The sequence below is a fragment of the Solibacillus sp. iso_87 genome (genome assembly GCF_056173085.1).
Genome location: NZ_CM149656.1, coordinates 3,281,584 through 3,306,455, shown reverse-complemented (window position 1 = coordinate 3,306,455; position 24,872 = coordinate 3,281,584). Strand labels below are relative to the sequence as shown.

Genomic DNA, 24,872 nt, shown 5'->3' with positions numbered 1-24,872 from the left:
ATTTGATTATTCACCGGTGAAGGTGAGAAAACTATATAGATTAAGGTTGACTGGAGAACCCAAAATTAAATGGGATGTAAAACCTTTAAAACTAAAAAAAAGAATCGTGTTTAAAAACATGCAGAGGTGAACTTACATGAAAGAAGTACGCGGGTTATTAGTAATGGCTTATGGTACGCCATATAAAGAAGAAGATATCGAACGTTATTACACACATATTCGTCATGGCCGCAAACCGAGCCAGGAACATTTGGACGACTTGACAGAACGTTACCGTGCAATCGGCGGTATTTCTCCGCTTGCGAAAATGACGGAAGCACAAGCTCATGCATTATGTGCACGTTTGAACGAAGTACAGGACGAAGTGGAATATAAAGTATTTATCGGCTTAAAGCATATTGAACCTTTTGTAGAAGATGCAGTAGAAACAATGGTGAAAGAAGGAATCACTGAAGCGGTATCAATCGTTTTAGCACCACACTTCTCAACTTTCTCTATTAAATCGTACAATGGACGAGCGAAAGAAGCAGCTGAAAAATTAGGAGGCACGTTAAACATCACTTCTGTTGAAGCATGGTATGACGAACCGAAATTTATTGAATTCTGGAAAAATGCCGTAAATGGCGAGTTGGCAAAAATGACAGAAGAAGAGCGCGCAAATGCTTGCCTAATCGTGTCAAACCACTCATTGCCGGAAAAAATTAAACTTGCGGGCGATCCGTATGAAGAGCAGTTAATCGAAACAGCACGTTTAATTGAAGAGGCTTCTGATATTGTGAATGTTGAAGTAGGCTGGCAATCAGCTGGACAAACACCAGAGCCATGGCTAGGACCGGATGTACAGGATTTAACGAAGGAATTATTTGAGCAAAAAGGTTATAAAGCATTCATCTATACACCAGTAGGATTTGTAACAGAGCATTTAGAAGTGCTTTATGATAATGATATTGAATGTAAAGTGGTATGCGACGAAATCGGTGCAAGCTACTACCGCCCGACAATGCCGAATACACATCCTTTATTCATTGATGCAATGGTAGATGCAATCAATAAAAAATTAGCGAAATAGTAGAGAGTGATGATGAGGGTGACTTTAAAAAGGAACAAGGTTGTTATCGTTGGCGGTGGCATCACTGGTTTAACGACGGCATACTATTTACAGCAAAAAACGAAGGCGCATAATTTACCGATAGAAATCGTGTTGATCGAAGCGTCACTACGTTTAGGTGGTAAAATCCATACTGTACGTCAAAATGGATATATTATCGAACGTGGGCCTGAATCGTTTTTTGATACAGGTAGCAGTGTCCGAAAGTTGGCACGTGATTTAAATATCGAACATGAGATGATTCAAAATAATTATGGTCGAACATTCATCGCAGTTGGTAGCAAGTTACACCAAATTCCGAGCAATATTCTGCTCGGAGGGTCACCTAAAATCTTCCCGTTCATGACATCGAATGTTCTATCTTTAATTGGGAAATTCCGCGCAGCAGGGGATTTGCTATTGCCTAAATTACCGCATGCGGCAGACGAACCGATCAGTGAATTTTTCAATCGACGCTTTGGTAAAGAAGTTGTAGAAAATTTAGTAGAGCCGGTGTTGGCAGGTACTTTTGCAGGTGATGTCGATCATCTTAGTATGCAATCGATGTTCCCGCAGTTTTATCAGTTGGAAAAAGAATATCGCAGTTTGCTTCTCGGTATGAAAAAAACCGGTAAAGGTATTTACGCGCTCGTAGATACTCCAGGAGAACTACATTACGAATCATTTGAAAACGGGCTGGAATCATTAATTGAAACATTGGAAAAAGCTTTAACCGATGTAACGATTTTAAAAGGTTTGAAAGTGAATTCCATTGAAAAAAATAATGATGGCACTCATCTTATTGAACTGAATGATGGGACGTCTATACAAGCAGATAAAATTGTTGTAACGACACCGTTTAATGTAACGAAAAGAATCTTCCTGGACTCTGTAACGATGCAGCAAGTTCCGGATATGAATTATGCTACAATTGCAACGGTTACGATGGCATTTGAAAAAGGTTCGATGCAAAAATATGAAGATGCACTTAACTTCTTCGTTTCACGCAATAGTCATTTTGCCATTACAAGCTGTACGTGGAGTCACCGTAAATGGGATAATGTTTCTCCGGATGGCCATGAACTGCTTAGGGTTTACATTGGCCGTGTAGGGGATGAATCGATTGTGGAGCTTCCCGACAGTGAAATTGAAAAAATCGTATTGCAGGACCTGGAACGGGCGGTAGGTTTGGGCGCCCAGCCGTTATTGACGACAGTTGCCCGCTGGAAGGAGGCAATGCCTCAATATACAATTGGTCATGAGTCTCGCATGTCAACTATGAAAAAACAGTTTTATCAAGAGTTTCCGAATGTCTTTTTAACAGGAAGCTCGTATGAGGGAATCAGTATTCCAGACTGCGTATTACAAGGAAGAAATACTGTCGAGCAATTGCTCAACCAGTTGGCAGAGTCAAAATTAGCAATGTAACAATTCAATAGACTAGTTGAACGAAATGCTGTATTTAAAAGTGAACCGCTATTAATGCAGCATTTTTGTTTGAAGAATTTTCTAATGGTTCACAAATTTATCTTAATTATAGTATGCATCTGTCCGGAATTTTTAGTACGCTATTAAGGATGGGGAAAGATTGCATTAAATTACATAATTGTTAACAGGGATGGGAGATTTAACGATGAAAAAATGGTTTTACAGTTTAGTTGCAGTACCTTTTTTATTGGTAGGGTGTGGGGATGATCCTGAAGTGGAGACACTTGATACTGCAGAGGTGCCGGCAATTGTAGATGTACATATTCAAACAGCCGAACAATTGAACGCTGGGGAAACAATTCAGCTTGCGGCACGTGTAACTCAAGATGAAGAAGCGGTAAATGATGCGAAAGAAGTAAAGTTTGAAGTATGGGAATCAGGCCTTCGTGATGAAGGGGAGATGCTGGACGGAGAACTGACAGAAGATGGAATCTACGTCGCTGACTATACGTTTGATCATGATGGCGTATACTATTTGTTTGCCCATACAACCGCGCGCGGAATGCACGTGATGCCAAAGCAGGAGCTGATCGTCGGAAATCCTGATATGAGCAAAGTGCTGGAAGATACAAGTTCTAATTCGATGGAACACGATGAAGAACATAAAGGAGAAAATACAGAAGAAAAAGAAGAAGATCATAACCATTAAATATTGCAATATAAGAAAAACGGTGTATAATAGTGACTGAATGACCAAAGTGTTCATTCGGTCACTTTTTGAGGAGGTGGATTTATGGATCGTCGACATGAAATTTTAATAGCCGCTACAAAATCCTTCACATTATTTGGCTATAAAGCAACAACGATTGAACAAGTTGCTAAAATTGCAAATGTAGGAAAAGGAACTATTTATACCTTTTTTAAAAATAAAGAAGAGCTGTTTCAGGAAGTTGTATTCCATTTAATCGGTGAAATGAAGCGCGAAACAGATCAGCTAATCGATGTAAATGCGAGTTTTATGCAAAATGCCCATACAGCATTGATGAAAATGCTGCAGTACCGTGAGCGTCATTTACTGTTTGCCAAACTAATAGATGAGGAAAGAGCACTGGGCACTCCTGAAGTACAGCAAATGCTGTTGAAAATCGAGTCGGAAATCATTTCATACGTCTCGATGCGCATTCGAAACGGTATTGCAAAAGATGAGGTCATTGAGTGTAATCCTGAGCATGTAGCCTATTTATTGTTTAAATCCTATTTGGCTTTTATTGTGGACTGGCAGTTGACACATAATGAACCACTCAATGAACAAGAAATTTTGACATTATTCAGCGAAACCATTTTCCGTGGTTTGGCAAAGAAAAAGCAGTAGTCACTTCCTAGTGAAGTGGTTTCTTTTTACCATGAAATGACCGAAATACGATATTGGTCATATAGTTTTATAAGGAGGAAATTAGTGTGATAAAAGCAGAATGGCTGAAGATTTTTAAAACAAAGAAAATGCTTATTTCAGTTATTGCCGTTCTATTTGTTCCTGTTATGTATAGCGGGATGTTCTTATGGGCATTTTGGGATCCATATGCCAATTTAAAGGACTTGCCGGTTGCCGTTGTCAATGAAGACAAAGGTGCTGTGATGGATGAGGAAACAATGGAGCTCGGTCAAACATTGGTTGATAAGCTGATAGATAGCGAGCAATTCCGGTTTGAGGAAGTTGACGCAAAGGAAGCGGACCGAAAATTAAAGGATCAAAAATATTATATCTTAATTAAAATTCCGGAAAACTTCTCAGAGCATGCAACTACATTATTAGATGATGAACCACAAAAATTGGTTATTGATTATATTCCAAATGAAGGCTTCAACTTTTTAGGTGCACAAATTGGTGAAACTGCAATGGATCGCATTAAAGCGGAAGTAAATACGCAAGTTTCAGCAACATATGCAGAAAAATTATTTGATTCCATTACACAGCTTGGTGACGGTTTTACCGAGGCAGCAGATGGAGCAGGGGAACTGGATGAAGGTGCCGCGAAGCTGGCTGATGGCGCTGATGAGCTGAAAGGCTATTTAGAACAATTGGCATCAAGCTCTGTTCAATTATCTGATGGTACGGACGCTTTAGTTACTGGTGCTAAAAATGCTGCGAAAGGTGCTTCCGATCTGGCGGCAGGTGTAGCCAAAATTGCGGATGGCAGCAGCCAACTTGAAACAGGAGCAAAATCTGCAGCAGATGGCGCCAATACATTGCAGCAAGGTATTGAAAGCTATACGGATGGTGTTGCACAAGTAGCAAACGGACAAAAGGACATTACATCCGGTCAGGCAAGCTTAGCTGAAAACCTGAAATTATTAACACAAGGTACAGCGAATATCGATGACAAAGTAAAAGCACTCGCAGATGGTTCAGCTAATGTAGCAGGGGGTATGGATCAATTGGCGGGTCAACTGGAAGCGATATTACCTATGTTGCCTGAAGAAAATCAAGCAGCACTAAAAGCTGCATTAGGACAGCTGCAAGAAGGCAGTAAACAAGTAAGTGGCGGTTTAAGCCAGCTACACGCAGGAACAAACGGATTGGACGATAAAATCGCGGCAATCAGTGAAGGTGCAAGTAAATTAAATGCAGGGCAACAACAAGTAACTGCAGGAGTTGCACAATTACAGCAAAATTCAGCACAGCTGATAGCAGGTGCCAATTCATTAGCACAAGGCAATACAACAATCGCCGGAAAGCTAAATGAATTAGCAGCAGGCGCATCAAGTGCTGCAACAGGTGCCAGCACATTAGCACAAGGTTTGAACACATTAGTTGATGGTTCGAATAAATTATATGACGGTACTAGCTTGTTGGCAGAAAAGTCAGGTGAGTTGGCACAAGGTTCTACTACTTTAGCGGATGGTACGAAAGAGTTGAAGGATGGTACGACAACTTTATCTGAAAAGTTAACGGAAGCTGGCGAAAAAGCCGCTGTAAATCCGAATGAAGACACGTACAATATGGTCGGTTCTCCAGTGGAAGTCGAAAAAGATTCCGTGAACCATGTACCGAATTATGGTACAGGTTTTGCACCATACTTTATTTCTTTAGGATTATTCGTTGGGGCATTATTAATTTCAATTGTATTCCCATTAGTTGAACCAGCCATTATACCGAAAAATAGTGCAAGCTGGTTTGTAAGTAAAGTAACTGTATTAATCGGTGTTGGATTGGTGCAGTCATTTATAACGATTGCAATTGTCGTTTGGGGACTTGGACTTGAGGTAAATAATATGCCGCAGTTCATTCTGACAACGATTATAACTAGCTTTACATTTTTAGCTATGGTTCAATTGCTTGTATCTGTATTTGGTGATCCAGGACGATTTATTGCTATCGTCGTGTTGATTCTTCAATTAACAACAAGTGCAGGGACATTCCCGATTGAGCTAGTACCAGAGCAATTGCATTTCTTCAATAAAATTTTACCGATGACATTCTCTGTACAAGGCTTTAAAGCAGCCATTTCAACTGGTGATACATCATTCCTAATGTTCAACTGGTCGATTTTAGGTGCAGTTATGATTTCATGCTTAGCAATCACGTTCGGTTACTTTGCATTGCTTTATAAAAAACGTTATTCAAATCAACAAACAGAACTATAAAAAGAAAAAGCATGGATTCGGGTTTTCCCTTGAATCCATGCTTTTTTATACAGAAAAAACCACGAGCATTGAGCGAGCTCGTGGTTCAAGTAAGCTATTATAGGTTCATCCTATTTCTAAGATGAAGTTGTCAGTAATGCGAATTAAACAGTGTGTAAAGAATTAAAGAGAGTTACATTTATCACAATTGTTGCTGTAGCACTCGCTTTGTTCTTCGATTTTATCACCGCATTGAACGCAAATTTTATCAGGTAAATTCTTGAAAAATTCCACTACGTTTTCTAACATTGTGCATGCCTCCTTTAAATTTCTGTTATATTACTTCTGTTTATATATTGTATTGTATTATAACAGTTTTAATTCGTCAACACAAAATGCCTAAATTAAGTTAAAATATAAATGGACGATTTTTGAAGGAGTGAGCCTCTTGTATTTTATCGATAATAAAGGAATTACAGATCCGCGTATTAACTTGGCAATAGAAGAGTATATACTGAAAAACATGGATATCGAAAAGGATGATTTTTTACTGTTTTATATTAATCAGCCTTCGATTATCATCGGAAAAAATCAAAATACGATCGAAGAAATCAACACAGATTACGTTGAAGAAAACGGAATCATTGTAGTACGTCGTCTTTCCGGCGGTGGAGCAGTTTATCATGATTTACACAATTTGAACTTCAGCTTCCTGACAAAGGATGACGGCAACAGCTTCAGCAACTATAAAAAATTCACACAGCCTGTTGTTGATGCACTTGCAAAATTAGGGGTTAACTCTGAACTTTCAGGCCGTAACGATATTTTGGCTGAAGGGAAAAAGGTTTCAGGCAATGCCCAATATTCAACACGTGGCCGCATGTTCAGCCATGGGACACTTATGTTCAACCTGGATATTGATGCTGTCGTGAACTCACTTAAAGTAAAACAGGACAAGATCGAATCAAAAGGAATTAAATCAGTGCGCTCGCGTGTTGCGAATATTATTGATTTCCTTCCAGAAAAAATTACGGTAGAAGAGTTCCGTATGGAAATTTTAAAATCGATTTTCGGTGGCGAGGAAAATATTCAATATTACGAGCTTACGGAAGAAGATTGGGACAACATCCATGAAATTTCAAAAAACCGTTACCAGTTATGGGAATGGAATTACGGAAAATCACCGCGCTTTAACATTCAAAAAACGAAGCGTTTCCCTTCAGGCAGCTTAGATATTCGCCTGGAAGTGAATAAAGGGGTCATTGAAGAGGCAAAAATCTTCGGAGATTTCTTTGGTGTTGGTGATGTAGATGAGGTTGGAGAACTTTTAGTCGGAACGAAATATGACCGTGCCGCAATTTCAGAAAAGCTGAAAGATATTGAAATCCCGGTATACTTTGGCGGGATTACGGAAGAGGATTTCCTTCATTTAATTTACTAGCAGCTTCTGTCAGTCATCATGAATGTAATAGAGAGTGTAGAAAAGGAGGCTCCTGTTTCGGGAGCCCCCTTTTTTTGATACAATGGAACAATATGAACAATTAACTTATGTAGGGATATTTTAGTTGAAAACCTATTGAAAAGGAGGTCATTCAGATGGAAAAACATCGAATTTTCATCGTTGAGGATGATCCTAAAATAGCTGCACTATTGGCAGACACATTAAGAAAATACCAGTATGAAGTCGAAACGATTAAAGACTTTGATTCATTAATGGAACAATGCTTAGCATTTTCTCCTCATATCATTTTACTCGATATTAATTTACCTTCCTATGACGGATACTATTGGTGCAGGGAGCTACGACAATTTACGAAATGTCCGATTTTATTTATCTCGGCTCGCTCGGGGGAAATGGATCAAATATTTGCTTTGGAAAATGGCGGAGATGACTTTATAACGAAGCCGTTTAACTATGAAATTGTACTCGCTAAAATTCGCAGCCATTTACGTCGTACATATGGAGAATATTCTGCAAGACAGGAAGAGCGGAAAATTGTACAAGGACAGCTTACATTGTATTTGGAACGGATGGAACTTCAATTGAAGGACCTAGTTGTTCCGCTTCAAAAGAAGGAATGTGTCATTTTAGGTTTATTAATGGGACAAGCGCCAAAAGTGGTGTCACGCGAACAGCTGTTGGAGGAATTGTGGGATGATCAAGCATTTGTTGATGAAAACACATTAAATGTGAATATGACGCGTGTTCGAAAGAAGTTGGCCGATTATGGCATTTCATCTGTTATTGAAACAGTGCGCGGAGCAGGGTACCGCTTCTTATTAAGCTCGGAGGAAATGTAATGGCGATCAAATTATTTGTGAAGGAGCATCTTTCCTACCTGATTTTTCAAATCGTCCTCACATTATTTTTACTTTCATTATTTTGGCTTGATGGCTTTCGCAGTGTCACTACGGCCATTTATGCGATTGCGATCAGCCTTCTTCTGATTGTCTCATTTTTAGTCGTGCGCTATATGTTGAGACGCCGTTATTTAGCGAAAATTTCCACGCTGCCGCAAACGATGGAAGACGCGCTTCAAAAGAATGCGAAAACAACGGAATATATGGAGACAGAGCGTTATTTGCATGAGCTGTACAAATTGTATCAGCATGAAGTACAGGCGCTTTATGCGACACAGTCCAGACAATATAAATTTATGAACCAGTGGGTACACCAGATGAAAACCCCTGTCTCTGTTTTGGAGCTTTTGCTGCAACAGGAAGAAGAGTTGGATAAAAAGAGTGTGCAGGAAGAAACCGAACGTTTGAAGCGCGGTCTTGAAATGGTTTTAGTGAATGCACGTCTGGAAAACTTTTCGGATGATATGCAAATCGGGAAAGTACCGCTTAAATCGGCAATCATGGCAAATGTTAATGAACATAAACGTCTGTTTATCGCCAACCGAGTATTTCCGGAAGTGAACATCGACGAAGAGTTAATCGTCATGAGTGATATGAAATGGCTGAACTTCCTTATTGGACAGTTCATTACGAACGCGGTGAAGTATACATTTGAGCCGAATAAAAAATTGTATATTACGGCGGTGCAAAAAGAACAGCATGTCCATTTGCTCATACGTGATGAAGGGGTCGGCATTCCTAAATCCGATTTACCCCGTGTAATGAAGCCTTTCTTTACCGGTGAAAACGGCCGGAAAACTGGAGAATCTACCGGCATGGGACTCTATATCGCAAAGGAGATTTGTGATAAGCTCGGACACCAGCTTTTGATTACATCGGAAGTTGGTAAAGGTACACAAATTGAAGTGATTTTTCAGTCATGAGGGATTATTAATGATTGAAAGAAACAGACTTGGTTAAAAGGAGTTACTATGTCTATTTTACAAATACAAGATGCTACAAAAGTATATGAAGGAAAAGTAACGAAGCGAGCACTCAACCAGCTTAGTTTTGAAGTGGAAAAGGGTGAGTTTGTCGCAATTATGGGTCCATCCGGCAGCGGGAAAACGACGTTGTTAAATATGGTATCCATGATCGATACATTGACATCTGGCGAGATTGTCTTTAATGGGATGAAACCGCAAAAGCTTAATAGTGAAGAACTTGCCTATTTCAGACGCCGGCAGCTAGGTTTCGTCTTTCAGGATTTTAATCTGCTGCCGACATTGACGGTGGAGGAGAATATCATTTTACCGCTGACAATTGACGAACAGCCGATATCTGTCATGGAGGAACGGCTGCAATATTTAAGTGAGCTGCTTGATTTAACGTCCATTTTAATGAAGCGTCCGAATGAAATATCGGGAGGACAAGCCCAAAGAACCGCAATTGCACGTGCACTGATCCACGATCCGATGCTCGTTTTAGCCGATGAGCCGACAGGAAATCTGGATTCGAATGCATCACGTGAAGTGTTGGAGCTTCTGGCAAGAATGAATAAAGAAAACGATACGACGATTTTGATGGTGACACATGATCCGATTGCGGCGAGTTATTGCGATCGAGTTATTTTTATTAAAGATGGCGAGTTTTTCAATGAAATTTATACTGATGATCGTCGCCAAACATTTTTCCAGCGCATTTTAAATGTATTAAGTTTATTAGGGGGACATGTAGGTGACTTTTCTTCAATTCGCTTACCGTAACGTTTTCCGGAATTTCCGTAACTATGCCGCCTTTTTTATGGCCAGCTTTTTTAGTGTTTTTGTATTCTTTATATATTCGATGCTTATGTTTCATCCTGAAATTGAACGTGGTTTTTTAGGGGAAGTATCGATTGCCGGAATGGTTTTTGCTGAAATCGTTCTTGTGCTGTTTTCATGGTTTTTTATTTTTTACTCGATGCGTGCCTTTTTGGAAGCCCGTTCTAAAGAGTTTGCGATTTTGCTTCAACTTGGCATGGACCGGAATCAGCTTGGAAAACTGATCATCATCGAAACAATGACAATTGGAATTTTCTCCTGTATATCCGGTATTGTTTTCGGATTCGCGTTTTCGAAATTCTTCTTTATGATTGTCCGTGAAATTTTAAACTTAAATGCATTACCGCTCTATTTATCATGGGAGCCGTTTGTGCTGACATTATTCGTTTATTTAAGCGCATTTGTTGTCATCTCGACGTTGAGTACCCTGTTTACCCCGGACATTAAAATACGGAACTTTATAAGAGGCCCGAAGTTTGTCGATGCTGCAGCGACCTATTCAAAGCGTAATGCCATTTTAGGAATTATCCTCATTTTATGCGGATATGGTCTTGCACTTATCACAACGAAGTCATCTATTTTTTCATATACATTACTGATTCCTGTTTTCGTCACATTGGGGACGTATTATTTCTTTTCGGATACGACACTTTATATTATTGACCGGCTGAAGGGGCATAAGCAGTTTTACTGGAAACGGGCACGTATGCTGGCGATCGCCGAACAGGTGCAGATTTTACGTTTCAACTCACGTATGTTTTTCATTGTGACACTTGTATCGACACTTGCCTTTTTAACGGTAGGTGTTTTATCGGCGATGTCTTCTTATACATCACAGTATGACAAGATCAATCCGATCGGCCTTATGTATAAAGGAGAAATGGATAATCCATATGAAATTGAACATATTTTATCCATAATCGATGAGCTTGAGTTTAATGAGATCAGTTACCATATGACGCGTTTTACGGTCATGCGCCAAACATCATCGTATACATCGAATCCGGTGGAAGTTTTCCGGGAAACGGATATTAACCATTTGCTGTTTTCGTATAAATACCCGCTCGTGAATTTAAAAAGCGGGGAAGCAATGTTCATCCCTTATTCGGAAGATTCGATTAAGAAGCTAAAGAAAACGGAAGTAAAGACGGTGCTGAAGGAAAATAATGTGGACCTGACGATTAACAGTGTATACCCGAAAATGTTTTTCCCGACGGCTATTATTAGCAGCAACTCCATCATTATCAGTGATGAAGACTTTGAAAAGCTGACAAATGAGTTTGAAATGGCACCATATGTAGAGCCTGGCTATCACTTATTTACGTTTGATATTCCTAACTGGACCGAAACGGAAAATGTCGGAATTGATATTCAGCAGATGGTCGCCCGCGATTATCTGATCAACAGTGAATATACGTTGCCGTTTTACTTTGAAAATGCCGGATTAAATTATTCTTATATATTAGCTACGTATTCTTTATTAACACTCATCGGTATATTAGTAGTAGCTGTGTTTCTACTTGCGTCGGGAAGTTTTGTTTATTTTAAAATATATGCGAACTTGGACCGAGAGAAAAAGCAGTTTGATATGCTCATTAAAATAGGGTTAAGCGGTAAAGAACTGAAGCGCCTCATTACGAGAAATTTAATGATACAATTTTTCCTTCCATGGGGATTAGCCTTTGTACATAGTGCCTTTGCGTTCTATGTTGTGCAAGCCGTACTGAACGATGTCATGAATTTATCGATCGTAAAAGAAGTTGTATTTTCGTTTACAATGTTTGCCCTAATCCAAATTGTCTACTTTTTCCTAATCCGCTGGCGTTATATTTCACATGTGCGTGGGTGAGTTCGAAGTAGAGAAAAAATGATTTTAGTACAATATTTGCGAATAAACGAGATTTTCATATTGTTTTATTAATATACTTATTCTATAATGCTAATAGAGTGAATATTTTTTCATTTTACGCATAGGGGGATGGGTGTATTGAATTTAGTTGAAAAGGTAAGACAACAAGCTTTCGAACAACCAGAAAAAACAGCGTACTACTTTTTAGGTAAAAGCACATCTTATGGTGAATTGGAGCAATCGGTTGCACGATTTGCAGCTGCTTTGGAAGATTTAGGTGTAAAAAAAGGCGACCATATCGCGTTTTTATTAGGTAATACACCGCATTTCATCATCAGTTTATACGCGTCAATGCGTATTGGTGCTGTGGCAATTCCGATTAATCCAATCTATACAGCAGATGAAATTTCATACATCATCCAAAATGGTGATGTAAAGGTTGTCATCGCACTTGATTTATTATTACCGCTTGTGGAAGCAGGGGTGCATAGATTCCCACAAGTAGAACAATATATCATTTGCGAAACGACAGAGGACATCGGTGAAAAATATGCCGCGCTTTCAGATGGAGCAAAAGAAAAGACGAAGCTGTTTTCACAAGTATTAGCAACAACAGCACGTACAACGGATCCAGTAGAAGTAGCGCCGGATGATACGGCCATTATTCTATATACTTCCGGTACGACAGGTCATCCGAAAGGTGCCATGCTGACACATAACAATTTATTCTCGAATGCAAGAGATATTGGCGATTACTTAAAAATGACATCAGAAGACCGTATTGTAGCAACATTGCCGGTTTTCCACGTCTTTGCATTAACGGTAGTAGTCAATTCACCGTTAACACGCGGAGCAACGATCTTATTAGCGCCACGCTTTAGTCCGGGAGAAATTTTCGAATTGATTTCGACTTATAAAGCGACGGTATTTGCGGGCGTTCCGACGATGTACAATTTCCTTTATCAACATGACAAAGCGGATGTTGCCGCATTCTCAACAATTCGTTTAACAATTTCAGGTGGTGCGTCATTACCTGTATCATTGCTACATAACTTTGAGCAAAAGTTCAAAGTACGAATTTCTGAAGGATATGGCTTATCGGAAGCTTCACCGGTTACTTGTTTCAACCCAACAGACCGTGAGCGTAAACCAGGCTCAATCGGACAGTCGATCAGCAATGTTGAAAATAAAGTGGTCGATGAAAATGGGGATGAAGTAGGCGTTGGTGAAGTAGGTGAGCTGATCGTACGTGGACCGAATGTCATGAAAGGCTACTACAACATGCCGGAAGAAACAGCTGTTGCAATTCGTGACGGCTGGTTATATACAGGTGACTTAGCACGAAAAGACGAGGAAGATTACTTCTATATCGTAGACCGCAAAAAAGATATGATTATTGTAGGCGGTTACAATGTTTATCCTCGTGAAGTAGAAGAAGTACTGTTCTCACATGAAGGCATTGTGGAAGCGGCAGTAGTAGGCTTCCCGGATCCGGATTTCGGTGAAGCGGTACATGCTTACGTTGTGTTAAAGGATCCGACTTTAACTATAGAAGCGATTCGTGAATTCTGTGCAGACCGTATTGTAAAATACAAAGTGCCGACTGTCATTGAAATTTTGGACGAGCTGCCAAAAAACACAACAGGTAAAATTCTGCGCCGTTCTTTAAAAGAAATAGCAAGAACATAACATTCCAACACCTGCCATACTTTGTGGCGGGTGTTTTTTAAAAATTGAAATAAAAAGGTGCCGGTTGAGGGATTGTCCTCATAAAGCTTCTTATAATGTTCCGGTGGTTATTGGCGGGCTAAGCACAAAAGTCACCAAGCCATGTTGCACATGTCTTTGCGACTTTTCTTCGTGCTTTTTGAGAAGCCTGCCAATCTTAAAGTACTGTTGTTTCAATCGTTGCTTATATCGGGAGGCGCTGTGCATTCGCAAGGCGCCTACTTTCTCATAAAGTATCTCCTTTTTAGAAAGGAGAAAAATTTTTTGTAACAAGGGCTATCATTTTTTTATAAAGAAAGATTAACTTTGTGCGTAGAACCGGCGCCTACCACTGTAAGCGCCGACTAAAGGGCGTTACGGTTTAGAGCCGGACACTATTGAATTGGCGGGAGTCCCAATCCGCAATAATAGCAGCAGTAAAGGTGCGACGTTTACGGCGTGCCTTTACTGCTGCTATGCGGCTCACGCCAAAGAAAACCGGAACTAAATAAGAAGCTCTATGAGAAGTGGACATAAACTTATATTCTTATATATTTATATTTTGAAATTTCAAATAAAAGGTGGTACATTGTTATTACGGAAATCGAAATAAATGAAGAGGTGTTTTAATGACAAAGTATATTACAAAAGAAAGCTTATTCGAAATTCAATCCATTACAAATCCGGTACTTGCGCCAAACGAGCAAGAAGCGGTATTTATTCGAACAGAAATTAATAAAGAAGAAAATAATTACAATGCCCATTTGTTCCATATCGACCTGGAATCAGGGGAAACAACACAATGGACTTACGGCAATGAACGTGTGACGAATCCCGAGTGGTCACCGGATGGCAAACAAGTTGCATTTTTAGTAAAGCGCAATGAAAAACAGCAACTATACATATTAAACCGCCGCGGTGGGGAAGCACAGGAAATTACGACACTTCCAAATGGCGTCAATTCATTTTTATGGAGCCCTTGTGGTGAGAAAGTTTGGATTACAAGCACAGTTAAAAAAGGGCTGGATATTACGAAAGAGGAAGAAAAGGAAGACACGAAATTCCCGAAAGCCTATGTCGTGGATAAAATGAAATACAAAGCAGACAGTATCGGGTTATTGAAGCAGAACCGCTATTCACAAATTGCTTCTGTTGATTTAGCTACGAAAGAAGTAAATACATTTACAGAAGGCGATTATTCACATAGCTTACAAGGCATTTCACATGACGGGAAAACATTAGTGATCGGTGTGAATCGTGAAGAAAATACGGATGATGTGTTCCGTACACCGCTTTATCTAGTTAATGTAGATACGAAAAGAGAAACAGCTCTAATAGATGAAGATGGTTACTTTGGCGGGGCTGAGTTTTCATTTGATGACCGCTACATTGCATTTGGCGGTTCGGATCATTCATTCAGAAATGCTACACATGGCCATGTTTATATTTATGATACAGAAACGAAAACAACTCAAAAACTGACGGAAATGCTGGACTTGCCGGTTGGCGACTATGCGGTTGCAGATATTCAGCAAGGTGTATCAGCTCCATCTGTAGTATGGACGGAAAACAATGATCTATATTTCCAAGTATCGACTGAAGGAGATATCCGCTTATATTATGCAACGTTGGAGGGGGCACTTTATCCTGCATCACCGGAAAATGAGCATGTATACGGCTATGCGATCTTTAAAAACGGTAACCGTGCATTATTGACGGTATCCAATGGAACATTCCCCGGAGAGCTGTTTGACTTTGATATTACAACGGGTGAACGCAAGCAGTTAACAGCATTTAACGAAAAGTTTTTACAAGAGACTACGCTGTCTGAACCGGAAGCGATTTCGTATACATCAAAAGACGGTTTGACTGTACACGGCTGGATCATGAAGCCTGCACAGTATACAGAAGGGGAAAAATATCCGTTAATTGTTGAAGTGCACGGCGGACCGCATACTTTATATGCGAATACGTTTTTCCATGAGATGCAGCTATTGGCGGCGAAAGGGTATGGCGTGCTTTATGTAAACCCACGAGGCAGTCATGGCTACAGCCAGGAGTTTGTCGATGGTGTGCGCGGCAATTATGGCGATGGGGACTATGAAGATATTATGGCTGGTGTTGATTATGCACTGAAAAACTATGCATGGATCGATGAGTCACGTTTAGGGATTACTGGGGGAAGCTATGGCGGCTTTATGACGAACTGGGTTGTTGGTCACACGAACCGCTTTAAAGCAGCTGTTACCCAACGTTCGATCTCAAACTGGATCAGCTTCTACGGCGTATCGGATATCGGTTATTATTTCTCTGAATGGCAAATGCTCGCAGATATGAATGATGTGGAAAAACTGTGGCACCACTCACCGTTGAAATATGCGGCTAATGTGGAAACACCGCTGCTTATATTGCATAGTGAACGTGATTTCCGCTGCCCGATCGAGCAGGCAGAGCAACTTTATATTACACTTAAGAAAATGGGCAAAGAGGTCGGATTCGTCCGCTTCCCTGAATGTGACCATAACTTATCACGTACAGGTATCCCGAACTTACGATTAGAACGACTTGAGCAAATTACAGGCTGGTTTGAGAAATACTTGTAAAAATAAGTGGATGAAATAGTAGTGAAATCCTACGGCAATACAATTTGAAACTTAATTAATAGACTGGTACTTTATGAATTGATTGGAATGAAGGGGCGACTCCTACGGGAATAGCGTGAGACTGAGACTACAGGCTCAGGCCAAGCCCGTGGAAAGCGTCCCCGTAACGGAAATCAATTCTGATGTAATTAGAAAAAATCAATTTTCTCATTGAGAAAATTGATTTTTTCGTATGTCCTGCTTATCTACCTTTAAACTGAGGAGTTCTTTTCTCGGCGAAGGCATTCAGTGCTTCAATGCGGTCTTCAGTGGGGATTGTCAGTTCGTATGCTTTTCGTTCAATTTGAAGGCCTGTTTGAATATCTGTCTTCATCCCTTGTTTTACAGCAAATTTAGCTTGCTGGATCGCAATTGGCGCGTTTCGTAAAATAAGTGCGGCAAAGTCGGCCGTCACTTCATGTAAACTTTCGGCTGGAGCCACTTTCGTAACGACACCATAGTCAAGTGCTTCGTGTGCGGTCATTCGTTTTGCTGTCAAAATAAGCTCCAATGCTTTTGCTTCACCGATTAAGCGCGGCAGTCGCTGTGTTCCACCGGCACCCGGAATGATACCTAGGCCTGTTTCCGTTAAGCCGAGGGATACCGTTTCGGCCGCAATACGAAAATCGCAAGCAAGTGCAAGCTCAAGTCCGCCACCAAAGGCATAGCCGTTTAATACACAAATCGTCGGTTGCGGTAATTGCTCAATAAGCGTGAATACTTCCCCGAACCGGTTTAAGTTACGTTTTACAAGTGTATCCGGCAATGTTTTTCGTTCTTTTAGGTCCGCGCCAACCGAAAAGGCTTTATCACCGGAACCTGTAATGATGACAAGTCGAATATCAGGGTGGATTTGAATGGATTCGATAACATTGCGTAATTGTTCCAGCATTTCATAGTTAAAAGCGTTTAACATATCGGGGCGATCAAGTGTTACATATGCAATAAAGTCTTTTTGCTCGTATTTTACAGTGTTCACATTTACTGCCTCCTTGAAATTTGTTAATCTAATTTTATAGTACATGGGAAAATTGCAAAATAACAGCAAATTCCATAATAAATAGAGAGAAAATAAACGAGTATTGGGGAAATTACAAAATGGAAGTATTTGTTGGGCGGCAACCTATCTTTAACAGACATGAAGAAATCGTAGCGTATGAGTTGTTGTATCGAAATAATTACACCAACCAGTTTCCGAATATTGATGCAGATACAGCAACCGTTGAGCTATTAATCAATTCATTTCTTTCAATCGGCATTAAAGAAGTAGCCAATGGAAAGCCATCATTCATTAATTTTACGGAAAACCTGATTATGCAGGAATCGGTGGATTTTATTGAACATGGTCAAATTGTCATTGAAATATTGGAAGATATTCCGATTACAATGGCGTTAATCGAAAGAATTAAACAATTAAAAAATGCGGGAAATAAAATTGCGCTTGATGATTTTGTCATTAACGAACAAGTTTTGATCTATGATGAGCTCTTTCGGCACATTGATTATATTAAAATCGATTTTTTACATACAGGTGAAAATGAGAGAGTGGCATTAGAAAATACGATTAAATCGAAATTTCCTCATATTAAACTATTAGCAGAAAAAGTAGAAACGCGTGAGCAGTATGAAATGGCCAAAGAATCCGGTTATTTTCTATTTCAAGGCTACTTCTTTGAAAAACCGCAAATACTGACGGCTAGAGACATACCGGCAAATCTGTTTCAATATTTCCAGATTATCTCGTTGTTGCGGGATGATGAAGCAAATATTGATGTATTGGCGAACAATATTGAACGGGAAATTTCATTATCCTACCGGTTGCTCAAATTAATCAATGGTTCGTCAAGACGTTCGAAAACGAAAGTCCGCTCGATTAAGCAGGCCATTTTATTACTAGGGTTAACGGAGTTGCGGAGATGGATTTATTTACTGGCGATGCGTGAATCCGACGTGAAGCGAAATAACGATGTATTTCAGGAGTTAATGTACGCATCCTTGTTCAGAGCAAAAGCCTGTGAGAAAATTGCCCGGCTTAATTACAAAAAGAATTTCTCTGAGTATTTTTTAGTCGGTTTGTTTTCATTGATCGATTCCTTATTAAAACGGCCGATGAATGCAATTGTTACGCAATTGCCGCTATCGGAAACGATTTTGGAAACAATCTCCGGTGAACATACAGAGATGACGCAGTATTTACAATTTGCTACCGCTTTAAGTAAATTGGACTGGGAAGGCATTATTCCATTATCCCGGCAATTAAACATACCTGTCGACGGGCTTTTACCGATGTATGAAGAAGTGAAAGTATGGGTCGATGAGGCATTAATAATCGAATAAAAAGCAGAAGAGAATGCGTCCTTTAATGGGGCGCTTTTCCTTTAGTTAGATGAAGTTCTCATTTAATGTAGGATTTGGTATAATTCAGTGGAATTTACAAAAGAAGCGAGGATTTGTATGACATATAGCTCACAGAGTTCAGTGAAAAACAGTGTAATGGAGTATGTATTTGTCATTGTTGGCGCAGCGGTCATTGCGTTCGGCTTTAATGTGTTTTTATTTCCAAACCAGGTTGCATCCGGCGGGGTAAGTGGGATCAGTACAATCTTGTATGGTATGTTCGGTTGGAATGCCGGGATTGTTCAGTATGCATTCAATATTCCTTTATTTATCGCAGGAGTGCTTGTACTAGGGAAAAAGTTTGGAATCAAATCATTTATTGGTACGATTGCTCTTCCTTTCTTCGTTATATTAACGGAGAGCTGGGATCCTTGGACGCTGAACCCATTATTAGGGGCTATCTTTGGCGGGATTGTTGTCGGTTTGGGGATAGGTCTTGTTTTTAAAGGGAATGCTTCAACTGGCGGTACGGATTTGCTTGCTCAAATTATTACGAAATATACAGGCTTAACATTAGGGACAAGTGTACTGTTTATCGATGGCCTGATTGCGGTCAGTGCGGCAATTGTGTTTGACCTTGAAAAAGGACTGTATGCGTTAATTGGTCTATATGTCACGACAAAAACGATTGATATTGTACAGCTAGGTTTTAGCCAATCGAAAATGGTCTACATTATTACACAAAAAGAAACGGATGTGCGCGATGCAATTTATAAAGAGATCAATCGCGGGATTACGAGGCTTCCGGCATTTGGTGGATATACAGGTGAGGAGCGCCCGGTATTAATGGTCGTTGTTTATCAAACAGAGTTCACAAGGTTGAAACAAGTACTGAAAACCGTTGATCCTCAAGCATTTGTCATCGTTTCGGACGCATATGAAGTGCTAGGCGAAGGTTTCAAAAAAGTATAAGTTTGTTATAATTGGTAGTGGAATAGAAGTTCATTTTTGGAGGGGTTCAGAATGAAAAAGAGTTTACTTACATTAGTTTTCGGTTCAGCAATTTTCCTTGCTGCATGCGGTGGAGATGATTCGTCTTCAAACGGCGAAACAGCTGAAATCGACGGGAAAAGTGTTGTACAGCAATCATGCGCAACATGCCATGGCGGTCAATTACAAGGCGGCAATGCGCCAGCGTTGAATCAATTAGGGGCTAAATATTCGGAAGAAGAGATTTTGGATATAATTTTAAATGGTAAAGACCGAATGCCTCCCGGGATAGTAAAAGGCGAAAAAGCGGAAGCAGCTGCAGAGTATTTATCAACATTGAAGTAATTTATACATAAAAAAGATGGAGCTTTATTCGCTCCATCTTTTTTTACCTTTTTTTGCAAATGGCCAAGTGATGTGATTGATAATTTAAAAAACTAAGCGCGTTATATATTGAAAATGGGATAGACATGATAAAATACAGTGGAGATGCTAGAAGATAGGAGCGTACCAAATTTATGATTCAAGTAATTGCGAAAGATGTTATGGAAAAGTTTAATTTGGAGCTAGTCAGTGGGGAAGCCGGAGTTGGACGATACATAACGACGAGTGATATATCCCGCCCGGGTTTGGAAATGGCCGGCTATTTTACACATTATCCAGCTGACCGTGTTCAGCTGCTAGGTAAAACAGAGCTCTCATTTTTTGAAATGTTGCCTGAAAAGGAAAAAAGAAGCCGAATGAAGCAGCTTTGTTCGGATGAAACACCTGCGATTATTATTTCGCGCGATTTGGACGTGCCTCAGGAACTGATCGATGCATCGAATGAAAATCATGTCCCGGTGCTTGTTACGAAGCTGACGACTACTAGATTTTCGAGCCGACTGACGAACTTTTTGGAGAGTAAGCTTGCACCGACAACTGCTATTCATGGGGTTCTTGTTGATGTATATGGCATTGGTGTTCTTATTATTGGAAAAAGTGGTGTCGGTAAAAGTGAGACGGCACTTGAGCTTGTAAAAAAAGGACATCGGTTAGTGGCAGATGACAGTGTGGAAATTCGTCAGGAAGGCGAAAACATGCTAGTTGGATTCCCGCCACCATTATTGGAACATCTGCTGGAAATTCGCGGTATTGGAATCATCGATATTATGACATTGTTCGGTGCAAGTGCTGTGCGCCCATACAAGCGTATTACATTGATAATAGAGCTTGAAACATGGGATCCGGATAAGTTTTATGATCGTCTAGGGTTGGATGAGGAAAAGATGAAAATTATTGATTCAGAAGTAACGAAGCTGACAATTCCAGTACAGCCAGGGCGAAATGTATCCGTAATTATTGAAGTAGCTGCGATGAACTACCGTCTGAAAAAAATGGGAGTCAATGCAGCGGAGGAATTTTCACGTCGCCTGGACGATATGCTTGTTCCGAATGATGAAATAGACGATTATTAATAGGTAGTTGAAGGGAGAAGTTTATGGGTACAAATTTATTAGCAATTAATCCGGTAGCATTCCACTTAGGACCAATACCGGTAAACTGGTACGGAATCATTATCGGGCTCGGGATTGTCGTTGCCTACTTTCTGGCACAAAAAGAGTCGGTCCGCCGTGGGTTAGATCCGGAATTTTTCGCCGACCTGCTCATTTGGGCAATTCCGATTTCAATCTTGTCAGCCCGCGTTTATTACGTTGTGATGAAGTGGGATTACTATAGCCAGCATCCGGGCAGTATCATTCAAATTTGGAATGGCGGTATTGCGATTCACGGTGCATTAATCGGAGCGTTTATTACAGCATACATATTTACGAAAAAGCGCAAAGTGAGCTTCTTAAAACTCGCCGATATTGCTGCACCGAGCATCCTTGTTGGTCAGATTATTGGAAGATGGGGCAACTTCGTAAATCAGGAAGCTTATGGCGGCCCTGTATCACGAGAATTTTTGGAAGGCCTGTTTTTACCGAACTGGCTGATTGAACAAATGTTTATTAGTGAAGACGGCAACTATGTACATCCGACTTTCTTGTATGAATCATTATGGAACGTAGTCGGTTTAGTCATTTTGCTGTTTGCCCGCAAATTAAACTGGCGACGCGGCGAAATGTTTTTCTTCTATTTAATCTGGTATTCAATCGGACGTTTCTACATCGAAGGCTTGCGTACAGATAGCTTATACTTAGTCGGAGATTTGCGCTCAGCTCAAGTTGTTTCGATCATCGGTATCACAGTCGGAATTATTGCCATTGTTTATCGCCGTATGAAAGTAAAACCGGTTATCCATTATTTAGATGAGGAAAAACCTGCTGCGACTAAAAATAACAATAAAAATAAGAAGAGCAAGAAGAAATAATTTTCGATATAAAAATCACCCCCATTTAGGGAAATAATATTTAACACCGTTTGCATTAGTGCGAGCGGTTTTTTAAAAGGGAGCATTCTTCAGTATGAAAACAAAGGCATTGCTGTTTGATTTTGACGGCACATTACTAAATACAAATGATTTAATCATCCAGACCTTCATGTATATTTTTGACGAAAAATTTCCCGGGCAATATTCGACAGAAGACTGCCTAAGATTCATCGGTCCGTCATTAAAACAGACGTTTGACGAATTAACACCGGGCGAAACCGATGTAATGATTGGGAAATATAAAGAATGGAACGCACTTAACCATGACCGTTTAGTAACAAGCTATGATGCAGTAGTCGAAACTTTGGAAGAGCTCCACAATTTAGGCATCAAACTGGCGATTGTTTCAACGAAAGCAAGAGAAAGCCTTGCACGCGGTTTAAAAGTACTTTGTGCCGAACAGTATTTTGATGTCATTGTCGGTTTTGATGATGTGGAGCATGTAAAACCACATCCGGAACCGGTTCTATTAGCACTCGAAAAGCTAGGTGTCGGTAAAGACGAAGCGATCATGATCGGCGACAATTCGCATGATATTGAAGGCGGGCAAAATGCAGGTGTCCGAACAGCGGGCGTTGCTTGGTCTGCTAAAGGTGTCGATTATTTAATGTCCTATATGCCGACTTATATGCTTCATCATATGCATGATTTATTGGATATTGTGAAAGGGGAGTAGGCATGCGCAGAACAGAACGCTACAAAGTTCAAGGTGCGAATTCATTATGGAAAGTTTATAATACCGTTTCATTTTGGAAAGTGATGAAATGCTTTATTGTCATCCAAATTGGACGGGTTACCCCAGTTATGGCTTGGAAAAACTGGCTGTACCGCTCGTTTTTAAAAATGAAAATCGGTAAGCAGGCTTCGTTGGCATTGATGGTCATGCCTGATTCCATGTTCCCGGAGCGTATTTCAGTCGGCGATAACTCGATCATCGGCTTTAATACGACAATTTTAGCGCATGAATATTTAATAGAAGAATACCGTCTCGGTGATGTCGAAATTGGTAGCAATGTTATGGTAGGTGCAAACTCGACAATTTTACCTGGTGTAAAAATAGGAGACGGTGCAATCGTTTCTGCAGCGACATTGGTGCATAAGGATGTACCGGCAGGCGCAATGGCAGGCGGCAACCCTATGCGCATTATTTTCACTGCGGAACAAATGGCAGAACGGAAAAAGAATGACAAACCGGTTTGGCAAAATTAAATGTAGAATATCCATTTCCTCTAATGCGGAGATGGATATTTTTTAATGTCTTTTCCGCAACAAAACTGAATTCGGCATAATATGATGTATAATATAAAAATATATCAGAAAATTAAATTAACTAAATATTTGTATGAATTCATTGACTACGAACATAAGTAACAGTAAAATACTTTCATACACTAGTGATTTAACACTCTAGTATACTAAAGTGTAGTATGCAGAATTTAACCAAGTATAAAAATTAGGATGTGTGAAAATGTCATCGATTAAAATGTTTGAAAAGCCACTTGGAATGCGTGATACGTTACCGGAAATTTATGAAAAACTTGAATTAATCCGCTCAACAGGACGAGCATTGCTACGTGAGCGCGGCTATGAATTTATAAAAACACCATCTGTTGAATATTACGATACGGTCGGGAAAGCATCTGCAATTTCCGATGCCCGACTTTTTAAATTGGTTGATAGCCAAGGGAATACCCTTGTACTGCGACCAGATATGACAACACCGATTGCCCGTGTTGCGACTTCGAAATTACTAAAAGAAAAAATTCCACAACGCCTTGCCTATTTTGCAAATGTATTCCGTGCGCAGCAGCGTGAAGGCGGGCGCCCGGCTGAATTCGATCAAATGGGAATTGAACTGATTGGTGACAATTCTGTATATGCCGATGCGGAAGTAATCATGACGGCAATCGATTTAGTAAAGGCTTACCAAATTACAGATTTCAAAGTAACAATCGGACATGCAGGAGTATTAAGCTGCATTTTAAAGGATTATACAGAAAGCGATGCTCAGGCAGATGATTTAAATGATCTTCTTGTACAACGAAACTTTGTCGGATTTGAAGAAGCGGTACTGGCATTTGATCTACCGAAAACAAAATCCGATGCACTGTTAGCTTATATAGAAGATGCGATCAGCCTGCCTTCAATTGAAGCAATCGAAAAATATGTTCGCAAAAATGATGCGCTGGAATATATGCGAAACTTGGCGAGAATATTGGATGCTGCCGGTTATGAAGAGTACATCGCATTCGATTTCACATTATCAAGCCATATGAGTTATTACACAGGGATGTTATTTGAAGTGTTTGCTTCAGGCAGCGGATTCCCGTTAGGAAATGGCGGACGTTATGATGGATTAATGCAGCATTTTGGTTCGCAAGCCGGTGCAACAGGCTTTGGTTTGCGTGTTGACCGCGTATTTGAAGCAATGCCTAAAATCAATGTCGACAAAGATGAAGTGCTTGTATTGTTCGCGGCTGAACGTTTTTCAGAAGCATTACAGTCAGTACAACTGCTGCGTGAACAAGGAAAGCAAGTGACATTCCAATCATACGAAGGCATCGAAAATATCGAAGCATTAAAAGCTCACTTTAAAATCGTTAATGAATACAATAGCAGGGAGGCGTAATCA

At 40.1% G+C, this 24,872-nt stretch carries 22 protein-coding genes; 20 read left to right on the top strand and 2 right to left on the bottom strand.

Translation table 11 applies throughout. From position 1 onward, the window contains the following. The first annotated feature begins 136 nt into the window (after nt 1-136). The 5 genes from hemH (at nt 137) to AC0VXV_RS16855 (ending at nt 6,160) form a co-directional block, all read left to right on the top strand. The gene (gene hemH / locus AC0VXV_RS16875; protein ID WP_475529362.1) at nt 137-1,069 is read left to right on the top strand and encodes a ferrochelatase; all 933 of its coding nucleotides are present in this window, start codon (nt 137-139) and stop codon (nt 1,067-1,069) included. Between the two features lie 12 nt (nt 1,070-1,081). Continuing rightward, the gene (gene hemY, locus AC0VXV_RS16870) at nt 1,082-2,515 is read left to right on the top strand and encodes a protoporphyrinogen oxidase (RefSeq protein ID WP_475531483.1); all 1,434 of its coding nucleotides are present in this window, start codon (nt 1,082-1,084) and stop codon (nt 2,513-2,515) included. Nucleotides 2,516-2,720: 205 nt separating this feature from the next. Then, nucleotides 2,721-3,224 carry a FixH family protein gene (locus tag AC0VXV_RS16865; protein ID WP_475529361.1) on the top strand — a complete coding sequence of 168 codons (504 nt, stop codon included), beginning with the start codon at nt 2,721-2,723 and terminating at the stop codon, nt 3,222-3,224. 84 nt (nt 3,225-3,308) lie between these two features. Beyond that, nucleotides 3,309-3,887 carry a TetR/AcrR family transcriptional regulator gene (locus tag AC0VXV_RS16860; protein WP_475529360.1) on the top strand — a complete coding sequence of 193 codons (579 nt, stop codon included), beginning with the start codon at nt 3,309-3,311 and terminating at the stop codon, nt 3,885-3,887. An 86-nt stretch (nt 3,888-3,973) separates the two neighbouring features. Continuing rightward, nucleotides 3,974-6,160 carry a YhgE/Pip family protein gene (locus tag AC0VXV_RS16855; protein ID WP_475529359.1) on the top strand — a complete coding sequence of 729 codons (2,187 nt, stop codon included), beginning with the start codon at nt 3,974-3,976 and terminating at the stop codon, nt 6,158-6,160. 162 nt (nt 6,161-6,322) lie between these two features. Here the strand turns inward: AC0VXV_RS16855 and yhfH are convergent, their stop codons facing one another. Continuing rightward, complete coding sequence (gene yhfH / locus AC0VXV_RS16850; protein ID WP_008406441.1) at nt 6,323-6,448, bottom strand: protein YhfH; 126 nt, start codon at nt 6,446-6,448, stop codon at nt 6,323-6,325. A 139-nt stretch (nt 6,449-6,587) separates the two neighbouring features. Here yhfH and AC0VXV_RS16845 point away from each other — a divergent pair, with 139 nt between their 5' ends. The 7 genes from AC0VXV_RS16845 (at nt 6,588) to AC0VXV_RS16815 (ending at nt 16,461) form a co-directional block, all read left to right on the top strand. Continuing rightward, the gene (locus AC0VXV_RS16845; RefSeq protein ID WP_475529358.1) at nt 6,588-7,580 is read left to right on the top strand and encodes a lipoate--protein ligase; all 993 of its coding nucleotides are present in this window, start codon (nt 6,588-6,590) and stop codon (nt 7,578-7,580) included. Between the two features lie 155 nt (nt 7,581-7,735). Further along, on the top strand, nt 7,736-8,440 hold the full coding sequence (locus tag AC0VXV_RS16840; RefSeq protein ID WP_251690361.1) for a response regulator transcription factor: 705 nt from the start codon (nt 7,736-7,738) through the stop codon (nt 8,438-8,440). Further along, on the top strand, nt 8,440-9,423 hold the full coding sequence (locus AC0VXV_RS16835) for a sensor histidine kinase (protein WP_475529357.1): 984 nt from the start codon (nt 8,440-8,442) through the stop codon (nt 9,421-9,423). Before AC0VXV_RS16840 ends, AC0VXV_RS16835 begins: the two co-directional genes overlap by 1 nt. Nucleotides 9,424-9,471: 48 nt before the next feature. Further along, nucleotides 9,472-10,245: an ABC transporter ATP-binding protein gene (locus AC0VXV_RS16830; RefSeq protein WP_475529356.1), complete on the top strand. Its 774-nt coding sequence runs from the start codon at nt 9,472-9,474 to the stop codon at nt 10,243-10,245. Further along, nucleotides 10,217-12,151, top strand: a complete 1,935-nt coding sequence (locus AC0VXV_RS16825; RefSeq protein ID WP_475529355.1) for an FtsX-like permease family protein — start codon at nt 10,217-10,219, stop codon at nt 12,149-12,151. Before AC0VXV_RS16830 ends, AC0VXV_RS16825 begins: the two co-directional genes overlap by 29 nt. Before the next feature lie 138 nt (nt 12,152-12,289). Beyond that, nucleotides 12,290-13,840: a fatty acid--CoA ligase family protein gene (locus AC0VXV_RS16820; RefSeq protein ID WP_475529354.1), complete on the top strand. Its 1,551-nt coding sequence runs from the start codon at nt 12,290-12,292 to the stop codon at nt 13,838-13,840. A 647-nt stretch (nt 13,841-14,487) separates the two neighbouring features. Continuing rightward, on the top strand, nt 14,488-16,461 hold the full coding sequence (locus AC0VXV_RS16815; RefSeq protein ID WP_475529353.1) for a S9 family peptidase: 1,974 nt from the start codon (nt 14,488-14,490) through the stop codon (nt 16,459-16,461). A 241-nt stretch (nt 16,462-16,702) separates the two neighbouring features. Here AC0VXV_RS16815 and AC0VXV_RS16810 read toward each other — a convergent pair whose 3' ends face one another. Beyond that, nucleotides 16,703-17,479, bottom strand: coding sequence for an enoyl-CoA hydratase-related protein (locus tag AC0VXV_RS16810; RefSeq protein ID WP_475529352.1), 777 nt, complete (start codon nt 17,477-17,479; stop codon nt 16,703-16,705). Between the two features lie 119 nt (nt 17,480-17,598). Here AC0VXV_RS16810 and AC0VXV_RS16805 point away from each other — a divergent pair, with 119 nt between their 5' ends. The 8 genes from AC0VXV_RS16805 to AC0VXV_RS16770 all read left to right on the top strand — a co-directional run bounded on the left by AC0VXV_RS16805 (nt 17,599) and on the right by AC0VXV_RS16770 (nt 24,869). Beyond that, nucleotides 17,599-18,837 carry an EAL and HDOD domain-containing protein gene (locus tag AC0VXV_RS16805; protein ID WP_475529351.1) on the top strand — a complete coding sequence of 413 codons (1,239 nt, stop codon included), beginning with the start codon at nt 17,599-17,601 and terminating at the stop codon, nt 18,835-18,837. A gap of 117 nt (nt 18,838-18,954) precedes the next feature. Further along, a complete protein-coding gene (locus AC0VXV_RS16800; RefSeq protein ID WP_475529350.1) occupies nt 18,955-19,809 on the top strand; it encodes a YitT family protein in 855 nt (284 codons plus the stop codon). 51 nt (nt 19,810-19,860) lie between these two features. After that, nucleotides 19,861-20,172, top strand: coding sequence for a cytochrome c551 (gene cccB / locus AC0VXV_RS16795; protein WP_475529349.1), 312 nt, complete (start codon nt 19,861-19,863; stop codon nt 20,170-20,172). A 173-nt stretch (nt 20,173-20,345) separates the two neighbouring features. Further along, nucleotides 20,346-21,284, top strand: coding sequence for an HPr(Ser) kinase/phosphatase (gene hprK, locus AC0VXV_RS16790; RefSeq protein WP_475529347.1), 939 nt, complete (start codon nt 20,346-20,348; stop codon nt 21,282-21,284). A 23-nt stretch (nt 21,285-21,307) separates the two neighbouring features. Further along, nucleotides 21,308-22,180 carry a prolipoprotein diacylglyceryl transferase gene (lgt, locus tag AC0VXV_RS16785; RefSeq protein ID WP_475529346.1) on the top strand — a complete coding sequence of 291 codons (873 nt, stop codon included), beginning with the start codon at nt 21,308-21,310 and terminating at the stop codon, nt 22,178-22,180. Between the two features lie 94 nt (nt 22,181-22,274). Next, nucleotides 22,275-22,916: a pyrophosphatase PpaX gene (gene ppaX / locus AC0VXV_RS16780; RefSeq protein ID WP_475529345.1), complete on the top strand. Its 642-nt coding sequence runs from the start codon at nt 22,275-22,277 to the stop codon at nt 22,914-22,916. A gap of 2 nt (nt 22,917-22,918) precedes the next feature. Beyond that, nucleotides 22,919-23,449 carry an acyltransferase gene (locus tag AC0VXV_RS16775; RefSeq protein ID WP_475529343.1) on the top strand — a complete coding sequence of 177 codons (531 nt, stop codon included), beginning with the start codon at nt 22,919-22,921 and terminating at the stop codon, nt 23,447-23,449. 259 nt (nt 23,450-23,708) lie between these two features. Beyond that, nucleotides 23,709-24,869 carry an ATP phosphoribosyltransferase regulatory subunit gene (locus AC0VXV_RS16770; RefSeq protein WP_475529342.1) on the top strand — a complete coding sequence of 387 codons (1,161 nt, stop codon included), beginning with the start codon at nt 23,709-23,711 and terminating at the stop codon, nt 24,867-24,869. Nucleotides 24,870-24,872: the final 3 nt, after the last annotated feature.